This is a genomic window from Actinopolymorpha sp. B17G11 (genome assembly GCF_040196095.1).
Classification (GTDB): Bacteria; Actinomycetota; Actinomycetes; order Propionibacteriales; family Actinopolymorphaceae; genus Thermasporomyces.
On record NZ_JBEFTW010000008.1, the window covers coordinates 179,742 to 192,739 of the forward strand.

Genomic DNA, 12,998 nt, shown 5'->3' on the forward strand with positions numbered 1-12,998 from the left:
TGGGGAACCTGGCCCCTCTGGCCCTGGCCGGCTTCGTGGCGTGGGGCCGCTTCTTCCTCGAGCCCTTCACCGGTTGACCGGAGTGCGGTGATCTGGATGCCCGAAACACGGAGGGTCGATGGGTAGCGGAAGCGACTCATGAGCGCCGGGCCAAGCGAAAGGACCACTCCTGCTGCGCGTTCACACCAGGCGTCGATTCGTACCCGCCGCCCAATCCTTTCTCGCAGGAGAGGAGAGCTCGCCGCCGGGGACGCAGCCTCAGCCGGCGTTGTAGACGCGCCGGAGCAGGTCGTACAGCTGCACGTTCTCCGTCCTCAGGAACGACGGTGTGTACTCGGTGCTGAAGACAGGCGGCGGGGAGCACGCCTCCCTGGTGTCGAAGAGCGCCGCGGTGCCCTCGGCCCAGTACTCATCGACGGTGGAGAGCGCGTACGTGTCATCGCAGCCGACGGGCTCGGTGTCGCCACCGAAGATGAGTGCGAAGACCTGTGCTGCTCGGAGTTGGTCGACCTCCCCCATGAGCTCCGGCGCTCCGAGCGAGAGCACGACGTGGCCAAGCTCGTGAGTCACCGTGTAGACAGTTCGCTCCTGGCCGACCGCGATCGCGATACCTGTACGGCCGCTGCGACTGTGGCTGAGACCGCGGAGGTCACCCCAGGTCCGGTCACCGTCACTCGGACTGTCGGTCTTCTCATCGGGGTCGAGATGGTCCCAGGGCGGCAGATCAGTCACCTGCCGGTCCGAAGGGATCCGGTGAATCTCCAACACCTTGCCCTCGAACCCACTCACATGTTGCGGCTTGACGCTCTCGGCGACCTCCTTCACCATCGCGTCGTGCGACGTGATCCCTGACGAGGCGCCGGGGTGCGCGATCAGCTCCCCGTTGCTCGACTCGGTATAGATGACGATCCGGCCGGCGAGGACGAACTGCCTGCCCCACTCGCCGGATCCGGTGCCTGGTAGCGAGCCGCGGACAGACAGGTATCTGCTGGTCGGGACGCTGACCTGCATGCTCCCCTTCGGCCCAACTGGCTGCCCGCTCACCGAGAACGTCAGTCCACCACAGCCCGGCTCGATGTTCCATGAGTACCGCACCGTCTCAACCCCGAAGGTCGTGCGCTGGTCGACCGAACTGCTCCTCGCCCGGGTCCTCTCCAAGCACTGCACACCAGGCGTCCCGGGACCGTCAGGGTCGCCAGGACCGCCAGGCGGAATGGCCACCGCCGGGACTGCAACGGCCAGAACAGCAGCCGACAGCCCGATCACCATGACCGCGAGCCTGGCAAGTGGCCGTCGACGAAACCGTGAGAGCGTCATGACTTCCTCCAACCGGCCGCTCCGAGTGGCTATGCGTGGTCCGGCACAGCCGGGACCGGACTCCCACCGAGTACGGCAAGACTCGCCCGCCGGTTCGCCAGCCCGGCGCCAAGTCCCCGGTACACATCCAGGGCCCGCGCCTCTCGAGCGACTCCGAGTTCCGCGGTCAGCCAGGACGGTCGATCGCCCCTTGCCTGTTGGGTGAGGAAATGCTCGGCGTTGGCGCCCGCGCGCTACTCAGGCAGTACGACCAGACCCACCGCAGCGGGCTTCGAGACTCCGACCTGCCTGACCTGCGAGATGTACGGGACCGGCGCGGCCGTCATCCTAGACACGCTGCGGACAGTCGCAGTAAGGTCGCATTGGCGTGCCGGGAAGTCTGGTCGGCGACATTGAAGTCGATCACAGAAGAGGCTTTCCGATATGTTCACCTTGCGGGCCTGGGGCTAAAAATGCCTAGTCCACCAATGGCCACTCTTCTTCGCCAACTGGACGAATGCCCAGCCAACTCGCTCGGCGTGGTGTCGCCAGACGACTGCGCCCGCATCCTTGACGTCGACGGCATCTGTGCCAGTCGCATCGACATCGAGGATGGGTTACTCATGTGGCATATGTTGTGGTGCTGCGACAGCATCAGCGAAGCGCTCAATGAGTTGAGAACACAGCGCGCCGAGGGCCCTGGTGTGCATGCCGTACTTCGGAACACACCGGTCCTCGTGCCTGATCTCGCTACGCCACAAGTCCAAGCTCGTTGGCCCGGCTATGCAATGGCGGCGCTCGCCCTTGGCGTCCACGCAGTGTTTGCGTTCCCGCTCCGTCGGCGCAATGCGCCATTCGGGGCGATCGTCGCATACCGGCGAAGGCAGGGCTTTCTGCGATCAGTCGACGATGCGAGGGCACTCACCGACGCAGCAGCACAGATCCTCGCTGCGTAAACGCTCGGAGCTTCACGTGTCAGCCCGTCAGCCAACCTGTCCCCCGGCCGGCAAAGGTGTTGAGTGTGCTGTGCGCTGTCGCTAACGTCCAGCGACATGGGTGAGGACGATCGAGCGACGCCGGGCGGCGTGGAGGACTTGATACTGGCCGACGATGGTGGGTCCCGGTTCACGAGGCGCCTGCGGCTTGAACCGGTGGGCACCGCCAATGCCGAGGACCTGTGGCTTGTCCACAGCGACGACGAGGTGCGCCCCTGGTACGGCAACGAGAAGCCGAGCCTTGCGGAGATGGATCATCAGGCGAAGTCCATGGGCGAGTCGTGGCGCTTGCAAGGCGTCCACAAGTGGATGGCGTACGACCGGGTGAGCGGCGAGGTAGTCGGTCGGGGCGGACTGTCGCGCACGCCGGTTGACGAGGACTGGGGTCGGATCTACGCATACCTTCCGGCAGAGCCGTGGGTGCGCGTCGCGCACGAGAGTCGGCGCCCATTCCTGGCGCACGCGAACTGGCTCGAGATCGGGTGGGCGCTCCGGCACGAGTTCTGGGGACGCGGGTACGCCTCTGAGATCGGCCGTGCCGGGCTGGCGTTTGCGTTCGACGTCCTCGGGTTGCAGGCCGTCGTGTCGTGCACTGTCCGTCACAACGAACGTTCGCGTGCGGTGATGGAGCGCATCGGCATGCGGTATGCGGGCGAACTCTGGAGCGAAGAGTTTGAAGGACAGAACGGCGCTCCGCTGGCGGTGTGCGTGTTGCTGCGAAGAGACTGGGACCAGTCCTGCGCCGGCGGCAGCGAATAGCCCAACTGGCAGAGCTCGTTCGCGGCCGCCGCCTGCGGTCCAGGCCCGCGACGTGGCGAAAGCGTCCGTCCTCGCCACCTGATTGGCGGGAGCAAACCATCAAAGGTATGCCTTCGCCTGTAGGTTGAACAGTTCATGGTACTGGCCCGTTCGGGCCATGAGATCGTCATGACTACCCACCTCGACTATGTGTCCACCAGAGACGACCACAATCATGTCGGCCATCCTGACTGTCGAGAAGCGATGCGATACCAACAGCGTAATGCCCCCGCTGGACCCGGTCGTGCGTCGAGACGCGGCAACGACTCTTGTGAAGAGCGCGTACTCCGACTCTGGATCTAGTGCAGCAGTTGGCTCGTCAAGCATGAGCAGCAAAGGCTGCCTTCGCATGAAGGATCGTGCAAGGGCCAGCCGCTGCCACTGCCCACCAGATAGCTCGACACCGCCGGTGAACCTGGTACCAAGCTGGGTGTCGAGGCCGGACGGCAGACCTTCGACTACCGTTGCCGCATCGCCTCGCCGCAGCGCGCTCGTCAGTACATGAGGATCGTCCATATTCGCGAGATCCCCCAGGCCGACTGCTTCTCGGGCGGTGAATTCAAACCTCGCGTAGTCCTGGAAACCAGTCGACATCACCTTCCGCCACGAACCCGGATCGTACTCGCGCAGGTCGGTCCCGTCAATCAGGACTGAGCCTTCCGTCGGGTCGTAGAATCGGGCCAGGAGTTTAACTATCGTTGACTTCCCCGCGCCGTTGTCGCCGACCAAGGCGACAGTGGTGCCGGCGGGTATTGCCAAGTTGACGTCTCTGAGTGATGGCCCCGGAGTTCCCGGATACGAGAATGTCACATTACGCAGCTCAATCCCGTCCCGGAGCGTCAGCGGTGTAGCGCCACGAACCCCCTTCCAAGACTCACTCTCCGCATATAGTCGAAGCCAACGAAGATTAGCGACAATCTCCAAGATCCACGAGATCACCCGAGATGAGCTCGCCAACCCGGACGCGGCGCTGTCGACCTGGGGCACAAGCAGAACTACCAAGGCAATGTCTCCCGCGCCCATGGACCCAGCACGCACCTGCCAGGCAACGAAACAGATCGCAGCACCGTATCCGAGGCAGAAAACTAGTCGCCCCGCGATCTCGGTGCGAGCCGCGTCCTTCTCTGCCGCCCACCGTGGTTGATCACGCAAGTCGTACAGGTGGCCAAGCCGGTCGAGCAGGAAACTCCGCAGCCCGAACGCCCTCACCTCCATCGCATGCCGCGCCGACACAGCAAAGTCAGTAACTAGTTCGATCATTCGATGATGCTGCGCTGTCGAGCGGTTGGAGCGCTGGAGCCGGTTGCCGGCCCGCCCGGCAGCCCAGACCCTGGCCAGACCAACGACGGGGAGTGCGACCAGGACCGGGTGGATGGTGAGGAGCACGACTAGTACGGTTGCCGTCCCCATGCCGACGGCAAGCGCGGAGCCGAACATAGTTGGACCATACTTGAGATCGCGGGACTCCTCTCGCACCGTGGCGATACGATCCGCGACCTCCGGACGCTCATGGTGGCTCAACCCAGGGATGGACGTAGTTACGCTCAAGAGCTCACTTGTCAGCGCAACTTCAACCCGATCCTCCAGGGATGCCTCCACAGCGCTCGACGCAATCCTGCCCACGAAGGTCACCAGTACACCGGCCGCAAGTAGCAGGACCCCCTGTCCGCTCCCCCTGCCGCCAGCTAGTCCATCGACCAGGCGTGCAAGTCCGTACGTTTGAAGCGGAACAGCTACCGCGACTGCGCAGACCGAAAGGAACTCCACTGCCGCCAAGACTGGCGCTGCCCTGAAAGTGAGGGCCAGCAGCGCGAGCAACGACCGGCTCAATTCAAGCATCTACTGTGCTCCCTCGAGGTAGCGGTCGGACTGTAGCCGGAACATTCGCGCGTACGTCCCGTCATTGGTCATGAGTTCCGTATGAGCACCAGACTCGACAATGCGGCCACTCTCCATGACGCAGATCCGATCCGCCCCTCGAACGACCGAGAACCGGTGCGAGATGGTCAACGAAGTGACGCCGCTGGTCAGTTCAAGGTATCGGTCAACCAGATCTGCCTCTGCCCGAACATCTAGCGCGGCTGCGGGCTCGTCGAGTACAAGCAGACGTACTCCAGACGAGTGAGCGTACAGAGCTCGAGCAAGGGCGAGTCGTTGCCACTCGCCCCCAGACAAGTCGGCACCACCTTCAAATGCCTTGTCGAGTAGGGTATTTCCACCTCGGGAAAGGCGCTCGACGAAGCTGCCAGCACCAGCCTTTGCGAGAGCGCCTCGAAGAGTTTCAAGCTCATGCGTACCAAGTTCGCACGAGTTGAACGCCACGTTCTCGACAACAGACAGCGGGAGCCTGGCGAATTCCTGCGGGACTGGCACAATGCCCCGCTGCCACGACACCAGCGCGTCGTCATTCATTTCGCTCAGGTCGTGCCCACCTAGGGTTATCCGTCCGGATTCAGGAAGGTACAGCCCATGCAGAAGTTTGACTAAAGTTGTCTTGCCCACACCATTGACTCCCACCAGTGCGAGGCGTTCGCCAGGTCTGATGTCGAGGTCCAGGCCATTGAGTACCTTGTTTTCCGAACCAGGATACTTGAAGGTAACGTTGGTGAAGCGAACCAGTGAATCCGAGGCTTGTGCGTCTGGACTGTCCTGTGGCGCGACTTCCAATCCGTGCACTATCTTCCGCGACACCATCCTGGGAATCTCCAGCATTGCCTCATAAGCTTCCAGACCGCGACGCACCCCGCACGCAGCCGCAGGGTCGGCCGACATTCCGAGCTGGACGATCGCCACCACCACGGTCGTCAGTTCGGCAAGCCCAAGGCTGCCTTGCTCTATCGCCCGGGTGACCAGGACGACGGCAGCGATCATCATCCCCAGATGCACTCCGTACACCGCGAGGGTGGCCACAGCGGCGCGCATCCGTTCTCGGTAAAGTGGCGCCATGGCCTCGCTCCACAGCCACAGGTGGCGGTCCCTGAACCAGTCAGCCAGGCCGAATATGCGGATCTCCTTGGCGCCACGATCCATGGCCAGGTCGAAGATGTACCCGCACCGACGCTTCCCCTCGGTCTGGTCGGTCAGCTGATCGGACTCCGCTATCAGCAGTCGCGCGGTGTACCACTCGAGGAACCAGGTGGTTGCGAGGAGCGCTGATGCCACCCATACAGAAAAGGTCCACCCGATTATCACCGCTGCGCCCAGGGCGGTGAGTCGCGATCTGATCCGTGGGCCAATGGCTTCGATGCCGGTGCGTATGCCGAAGCTACCTATTCCCCTGGCCCGCTGGACGTAGTCCTGAACGCTCGAGTCCTCCAGGTGGGAGATACGAGGTGGTCCGAGGAGCGGCTGGAGAATTCGGTCACTGGTCCTGCATTCTAGGTTGAGGACGGTCCGACGCGTGGCTAGGTGCAGCAAAGTAGGTTGCACACTGTCAAGGGCGAATACGGCTACCAAGACAGCAGCCTGGGCAAAGAATGTGCCCGCTGATCCCCCGCTCTGAGCCTCGGCGACCTGTGGTGCCGCACCGACAACGTTGCCGATCTGGAGCGCCAGGAGCATAGCCAAGCACGCCGCAACAGCTGCGCAACTTACTACTGCCACCACAGAGTAGCCGCCGGCGTACGCATATCTGATCAGTCTGAGCACTGCCGATTCTCACCGCTTCATCTCTTGTGACGTTCGGAGCCCACGTTCGTACGCGAGTGCCGCGAGAGGTGCAGGGGTCAGCTGGCGGGGTGTGAGGGAGACCCCAGAAGGCTGAGCCGTCAGCTCGCGGGCGCGGAATCGAAGTGAGCCTTGCCGGGTGTGAGATCGCTGTCAGCCCCGACCTGTTCGCGTCAGAGCATCACAGCGATGCGTAGAGCCGTGGCGGATTCGCCAACAGGCTTGAACCAGCCATCTCCGTCACGAACTGGGGCCACCACCGCGAGCACGGTGTGACCGAGCAGTCGGACAGGTGCGGCACGTTGGGGCCGCTCGAGATTAGGCGAACATGCCGTGCACCCTATCCCGTCGAGCTGGAATTTTGCATCCCTGACGTCAGCTCGCCGGCGCCGCAAAGCAGCCGTTGAAGGCGGCACTGGAAACGGGCCGCATGTCTGGCAGGAGCGAGCCGGCGTGGGAGAATCCGCTCGTGCAGATCGGGATGCTCGGACCATTCGAGGTTCGCACGGACGACGGCGCCTTGGCCGACGTGCCAGGCGCCCGGTTGCGTGCACTGTTGATCGCCCTCGCCCTCGGCCCAGGTCGCGTCATCCCGAAGTCGGTACTCATCGACTGGATCTGGGGTGAGAGCCCGCCCGCCGATGCGGCGAATGCCCTGCAACGCTTGGCCTCCCGGCTGCGGAGGGCGCTGCCAGGAGGTGTGATCGAGGGGCAGACGGGCGGCTACCGGTTGGCGGTGGACCCCGATGCCGTCGACGCGCTGCGGTTCGAACGCCTCGTCGCTCTGGCTCGCAATGAGGAGGACTCACGGCGGACGCGGCTGCTGCGCGAGGCCCTCGCCTTGTGGCGTGGTGCGGCCCTGCAGGATGTCGGTTTGGAGGACAGCGCAGAGTTCGACGCGGTGGTGACTCGGCTCGAGCGGCTACGCCTGACCGCGATGGAGGATCGGTTCGATGCGGAGGTCAACCTCGGCCACGGTGCGGCGCTGGTCCCCGAGCTGACCGACCTGGTGGCCGCGCATCCGGTGCGAGAACGGCTGGTTGCCGCGCTGATGCGTTCCCTCGTTGCGGCGGGTCGCAAAACCGAGGCGCTGCTCGTGTACGAGCGCACGAGGCAAGCCCTGGCCGACGCGCTGGGCGCCGACCCCTCGCCGGACTTGTCGGCCTTGCACGTCGCGTTGCTGCGGGGCGAGCTCGGGCGGCGGGAGGAGAACCGCAGGACCAACGTACGGGCCGAGCTCACGAGCTTCGTCGGCAGGGACGCCGATGTCGCCGCGGTTCGCGAACTCGTCGCGCAGCATCGGCTGACCACCCTGATCGGGCCGGGCGGCTCGGGGAAGACCCGGCTGGCCACGGAAGCCGCACGCCCGCTGGTCGGCGACCTGCCGCACGGGGTCTGGCTGGTGGAGCTCGCCGCCAGCGGTGCCGACGGTGACGTGGCCCAGGCAGCGCTCACCGGACTCGGGCTCCGGGATGCGCTGCTCGGCGCGGCACCGAGCGCGGACCCGGTCGAGGGGTTCATCGCCGCGATCCGCGAGCGGGAGATGCTGCTGATCCTGGACAACTGCGAGCATGTGATCGAGGCGGCGGCAGCGTTCGCCGATCGGGTGCTCGGGGAGTGCCGGCGGCTGCGGATCGTGGCGACGAGCCGGGAGCCGCTCGGCATCACCGGGGAGGCGCTGTGGCAGGTCGAGCCACTGGCGGTGCCAACCGAGGCCGGCCGTGCCGAGGTGGCATCCTCGCCTGCCGTCCAGTTGCTGCGGGACCGGGCCGGCGCGGTGCGCCAGGATCTCGGGGTCGACGACCACACCAAAGCGTTGATGGTACGGATCTGCCGGGCGCTGGACGGCATGCCGCTGGCGATCGAGCTGGCCGCCGCCCGGTTGCGCACCATGACCGTCGAGCAGCTCGCCAACCGGCTCGACGACCGGTTCCGCCTGCTGACCAGCGGGAGTCGTACCGCATTGCCACGACACAGGACGCTGCGGGCGGTGGTCGACTGGAGCTGGGAGTTGCTCACCGATGCCGAACGGATGGTGCTGTGCCGGCTGTCTGTGTTCTCGGGCGGGGCAGGCCTGGAGGCGGCCGAGCGGGTCTGCATGGGTGAGGCAGTGGAGCAGGATCAGGTGCTGGAGTTGCTGACCTCGCTGGCCGAGAAGTCGCTGCTGGTCACCGCTGGCGACGGCGCGCCGCGCTACCGGATGCTCACCACGATCAGGGAGTACGCCGCGGATCGGCTCGCCGACGCGGGCGAAACCGACCAGGCTCGGCAGGCGCATCTCGGCTACTTCACCGAGCTCGCCGAGACCGCGGAGCCGCACCTGCGCCGCGCCGAGCAACTGGAGTGGCTCGCCAGGCTCGAGGCGGACCATGACAACCTCAGCGCCGCGTTGCGGGCGGCGATCGCGGCTGGTGACGCCCAGGCGGCGATGCGGCTCGCGGCCGCCACCGGTTGGTACTGGTGGCTCGGCGGTCGTCGGACCGAAGGCCTCGAGCTGCTGATCGCGGCCGCCAACCTCCCGGGCGAGGTGACCGATGACACCCGAGCCATGACGTACGGGCTGGTCGTGCTCTACGTGACCTCCGGGCGGGGCGACGAACATCTCGGCGCGGAATGGATCCACAAGGCGTACCGGTTCAGCCAGCAAAGCCAGCAGGGAAACCCGCTGCTGGAGTTCGCGATCCCGCTGGAACGCCTCCTGCGGGCACCGGAGGAAGCGGTGACCGCGTTCGAGTCGTTGCTGGACAGCGTTGACCCCTGGGTACGCGCCATGGCTCGGTGGCAGGCCGGCAAGATGCGGACCATGGTCGGGCAGGGCGGCCGGGAGGTGGAGGCGCAGCTGGAGCAGGCGCTCGCGGAGTTCAGGGCGCTCGGCGAACGGTTCGGGATGTCGATGGCCCTGTCCGAGCTTGCGAACCAGCTCGCCATCCGGGGCGAGTTCGCCGATGCCTGCGCGTACTACGAACAGGCGATCGTGGTCCTCACCGAGATCGGCGCCGTCGAGGACGTCATCGAGGTACGGACCCAACAGGCACTGCTGTACTGGCTTGACGGCGATCGCGACGCCTGCGCGGCCGCCATCGCCGACGCGGAGCGGAGCGCCGAGGGTGTTACCTGGCCGTACGCGCTGGTCACCTTGGCGCTCGCCAAGGCGGAGCTTGCTCGCCTGCGCGGCGACGCCGACGGTGCCCGCCAGCAACTCGGCCACGCGACCACCCTCCTGGGCGATGCCGCGGAGCAGGCGAACAACCGCGCACAGATCCATGACGTGCTCGGCTATCTGGCCGACGATCTGCGAGAGTCCCGTACCCACCGCGTGGCTGCCTGGCAGGCGGCATCCGAGGCGGGAGCGCCACCCGTGATCGCCAAGATGCTCGTCGGAGTCGCGGACCTGGCCGTTCGCCTCGACCAGTACGAACAGGCGGCGCGGCTGCTCGCGGCCAGCGTCGGCGTACGAGGGCTGCCGGACCGCTCCCAACCGGATGCGGCCCGGATCGAGCAGGACGCGCGACGTCACCTCGGCGAAGCACGGTTCGCCGAGGTGACGCAGGAGGGTGCGCAGTCGAGTTGGTCTCAGCTGGTCGAGGTCACGCTCGCCTCCTGAGGGTCAGCTTGCCGCGCGCTGAAGGGTGATGTCGCCGTGCCGCGTGCGGGCGAAAACCGAGACCTTGGCCTCGGCCGCGCCCGGCTCTCCCGGCGAGGAGATGTAGTTGTGCACCGCCCCTCGCTCGCTGTTGACGTCGATGGAGGCAGCGATGCCCTCGCTGATGCCGACCTCGATGTTGCCCGAGCCGTTCCTCAGCCTGGCTTGACCGTTGGCCATCCGGCCGATCCGGATGGTGCCGCTGGCCGTCTCGGCGGTGACGTTGCCGTCGGCGCGGTCGATGTCGAAATCGCAGCTGCCGCTGCTGAGATCGAGGTCGGCCGAGGCGTGGCCGATCCAGGCCTGCCCGCCCGAGTTCGAGAGTGCGACCGTGCCGTCGACCTCGCCGATCCGCATCGCGAAGGCCCCGCCGTCGATGCTGGCGCTCCCGGCGATGTGGCCGATCTCGACCTCACCGGACGCGATGCTCGCCCGCAGCGCGTCGATGCGATCCAGCTGCACCTGACCCGATGCCATGTGCACCTCACACTGGCCGATCGGGCCGTCAATCTGAACGCTGGAGTGTGCAAGGTACGCGGCCAGGCTGGAGCCGGCGGGCAGGTCGATCGTGATGGCGACCGAGCCACCCCTTTCCCCGGGGGTGGTCGTCTTGACCGACAGTTGACCGCCGGCGAAGTCGACCTTGGTCTTGTCGGCCACCTTGACCGACCGGCTCGCGGCATTGAGGGGTTCGACCAGCACCACGGTGTCGGTCCGGTCGCTCGAGGTGACCCGCACCTGAGCACCGGCGACCTCCACGGTCGCGGCGACAGGCCCTGGCGTGGCGAACGTAGGCATGACAGGTTCTCCCCTTGCTTCGTACGTGATCTTGTGGGTGGGCGACTCGAGCGCCTCGGCTGGTCAGGCTCGCTTCTTGAAGGTGGAGAGCGCCCATACGTACCCGACCAGGGCGACCCCGACGCACCAGGCGACGGCGACGATCGCGCTGCTTACCTGCGGCTCACCGGTCAGCAGCCCGCGCAATGCCTCGTTGATCGGCGTGAAGGGCTGGTACTCGGCGAACTGCCGCACACCGGGGCCCATGGTGCCGGCCGGAACGATCGCGCTGCTCAGGAACGGCAGCATGATCAGCGGCACGGAGGCCATGCCCGCCGATTCCGGAGTCTTGGCGAACAACCCCAGGGCGACGGTGATCCAGCTGGTCGCGAACGTGACGAGCACGAGCAGACCGATGGCGCCGAGCCATTCTGCGAAACTCGCCGCCGGCCGGAATCCCACGGCGAACGCCACGCCGATGAGGGCCGCGACGCCGATCAGGCTGCGGAACATGCTCGAGGCGACATGGGCGCTGAGTACGGCACTGCGGGAGATGTCCATCACCTTGAACCGGTTGATAATCCCCTTCGTCATGTCGGTGTTCACGGCCAACGCGGTCGCACTCAGCCCGTAGCTGATGGTCAGGATGATCATGCCCGGCGTGATGTAGTCGATGTAGTTGCCACTGATGTCGAAAGCGCCACCGATGACGAAGGTGAACATCAACAACATCACGACCGGTAACAGGACCGAGTTGAAGACGGTGACCGGGTTCCGGACGGTGTGCTTGAAGTTGCGACCCAACATGGTCGTCGCGTTGCTCATTGTGCAGTCACCTCTGTACTGGTACGGCCGGTCAGGGACAGGAAGACGTCGTCGAGGTCCGGGGTGTGCACCGAGAATTCCTCGACCTCGATGGAGTGCGCGTCGAGTCGGTCGAGCAGAGCTCGTACCGATTTCGCCCGGCCGTCGCTGGGAACCCGCAAGGTCAGGTCCTCCTCGCCGCGCGTGGCGCCGGTCAGGACCCGCAGCGCGCCGTCGAGCTCGAAGTCGCTGGCGAACTGAAGCCGGACATGGCTCCCGGGGATCTGGCGCTTGAGCTCAGCGGGAGTGCCCTGGGCCACCAGCTTGCCCTGGTCGAGCACCGCGATCCGGTCCGCGAGGCGATCGGCTTCCTCCAGGTACTGGGTGGTCAGGAAGATGGTGACGCCCTCGGCCACCAGGAGGCGGATGGTGTCCCACATGGTGCGACGGCTGCGCGGATCCAGTCCCGTCGTCGGCTCGTCGAGGAAGATGATCCTGGGCTTGCCGACCAGGGTCATCGCCAGATCCAGTTTCCGGCGCATGCCGCCGGAATAGGTTGCCGCCATCTTCTGCGCCGACTCCGTCAGGTCGAACCGTTCCAGCAGGTCGGTGACCACCCGCTTGCTCTCGCCCGAGCCCAAACGCTTGAGATCCGCCATCAACTGGAGGTTCTCCTGGCCGGTCAGCAGGTCGTCCACCGCGGCAAACTGGCCGGTGACCCCGATGGCCGCGCGGACGGCCTTGGTCTCGGTCGCCACATCGTGGCCGGCGACGCGTACCGTGCCGCCGTCGGCCTTCATCAACGTGCTCAGCACGTTGACCGTCGTCGTCTTGCCCGCCCCGTTCGGGCCGAGCAGGGAGAAGATCGTGCCCGCGGCAACATCGAGATCGATGCCGTCAAGAACGATCTTGTCCTTGTACGCCTTCCGCAGCCCTGAAGCCGCAATCGCTGATCTAGTCATGCGACCACCATCGGTGCCCGGCCTGCCACCGGCCTGACACGCTCCTGACACGACAGC

9 protein-coding genes are annotated in these 12,998 nt (G+C 65.8%); 3 read left to right on the forward strand and 6 right to left on the reverse strand.

Annotation, left to right across the window (positions count from 1 at the left end):
• Nucleotides 1-258 precede the first annotated feature (258 nt).
• The gene (locus ABN028_RS11450) at nucleotides 259-1,095 is read right to left on the reverse strand and encodes a hypothetical protein (protein ID WP_349696600.1); all 837 of its coding nucleotides are present in this window, start codon (nucleotides 1,093-1,095) and stop codon (nucleotides 259-261) included.
• Nucleotides 1,096-1,784: 689 nt separating this feature from the next.
• Here ABN028_RS11450 and ABN028_RS11455 point away from each other — a divergent pair.
• Nucleotides 1,785-2,252 (forward strand): GAF domain-containing protein, encoded by a 468-nt coding sequence (locus tag ABN028_RS11455; RefSeq protein ID WP_349329346.1) that lies wholly within the window; start codon nucleotides 1,785-1,787, stop codon nucleotides 2,250-2,252.
• 96 nt (nucleotides 2,253-2,348) lie between these two features.
• The gene (locus ABN028_RS11460; RefSeq protein ID WP_349696601.1) at nucleotides 2,349-3,050 is read left to right on the forward strand and encodes a GNAT family N-acetyltransferase; all 702 of its coding nucleotides are present in this window, start codon (nucleotides 2,349-2,351) and stop codon (nucleotides 3,048-3,050) included.
• 99 nt (nucleotides 3,051-3,149) lie between these two features.
• On the opposite strand, the gene ABN028_RS11465 is transcribed toward ABN028_RS11460, so the two are convergent.
• Together ABN028_RS11465 and ABN028_RS11470 are read right to left on the reverse strand one after the other, a co-directional pair.
• Nucleotides 3,150-4,928: an ABC transporter ATP-binding protein gene (locus ABN028_RS11465; protein WP_349329344.1), complete on the reverse strand. Its 1,779-nt coding sequence runs from the start codon at nucleotides 4,926-4,928 to the stop codon at nucleotides 3,150-3,152.
• On the reverse strand, nucleotides 4,929-6,737 hold the full coding sequence (locus ABN028_RS11470; RefSeq protein WP_349696602.1) for an ABC transporter ATP-binding protein: 1,809 nt from the start codon (nucleotides 6,735-6,737) through the stop codon (nucleotides 4,929-4,931).
• 448 nt (nucleotides 6,738-7,185) lie between these two features.
• Here ABN028_RS11470 and ABN028_RS11475 point away from each other — a divergent pair, with 448 nt between their 5' ends.
• Nucleotides 7,186-10,359: an AfsR/SARP family transcriptional regulator gene (locus ABN028_RS11475; protein WP_349696603.1), complete on the forward strand. Its 3,174-nt coding sequence runs from the start codon at nucleotides 7,186-7,188 to the stop codon at nucleotides 10,357-10,359.
• A gap of 3 nt (nucleotides 10,360-10,362) precedes the next feature.
• Here the strand turns inward: ABN028_RS11475 and ABN028_RS11480 are convergent, their stop codons facing one another.
• The 3 genes from ABN028_RS11480 to ABN028_RS11490 form a co-directional block, all read right to left on the reverse strand.
• On the reverse strand, nucleotides 10,363-11,196 hold the full coding sequence (locus tag ABN028_RS11480) for a DUF4097 family beta strand repeat-containing protein (protein ID WP_349696604.1): 834 nt from the start codon (nucleotides 11,194-11,196) through the stop codon (nucleotides 10,363-10,365).
• A 63-nt stretch (nucleotides 11,197-11,259) separates the two neighbouring features.
• Nucleotides 11,260-12,000 (reverse strand): ABC transporter permease, encoded by a 741-nt coding sequence (locus ABN028_RS11485; protein WP_349329340.1) that lies wholly within the window; start codon nucleotides 11,998-12,000, stop codon nucleotides 11,260-11,262.
• On the reverse strand, nucleotides 11,997-12,941 hold the full coding sequence (locus ABN028_RS11490; RefSeq protein WP_349696605.1) for an ATP-binding cassette domain-containing protein: 945 nt from the start codon (nucleotides 12,939-12,941) through the stop codon (nucleotides 11,997-11,999). The genes ABN028_RS11485 and ABN028_RS11490 overlap by 4 nt, the downstream gene beginning before the upstream one ends.
• Nucleotides 12,942-12,998: the final 57 nt, after the last annotated feature.

Coding starts and splice junctions, on each gene's coding strand:
- ABN028_RS11455 (WP_349329346.1), top strand. CDS start 1,785: ATGGCCACTCTTCTTCGCCAACTGGACGAATGCCCAGCCAACTCGCTC.
- ABN028_RS11460 (WP_349696601.1), top strand. CDS start 2,349: ATGGGTGAGGACGATCGAGCGACGCCGGGCGGCGTGGAGGACTTGATA.
- ABN028_RS11465 (WP_349329344.1), bottom strand. CDS start 4,928: ATGCTTGAATTGAGCCGGTCGTTGCTCGCGCTGCTGGCCCTCACTTTC.
- ABN028_RS11475 (WP_349696603.1), top strand. CDS start 7,186: ATGTCTGGCAGGAGCGAGCCGGCGTGGGAGAATCCGCTCGTGCAGATC.
- ABN028_RS11480 (WP_349696604.1), bottom strand. CDS start 11,196: ATGCCTACGTTCGCCACGCCAGGGCCTGTCGCCGCGACCGTGGAGGTC.
- ABN028_RS11485 (WP_349329340.1), bottom strand. CDS start 12,000: ATGAGCAACGCGACGACCATGTTGGGTCGCAACTTCAAGCACACCGTC.
- ABN028_RS11490 (WP_349696605.1), bottom strand. CDS start 12,941: ATGACTAGATCAGCGATTGCGGCTTCAGGGCTGCGGAAGGCGTACAAG.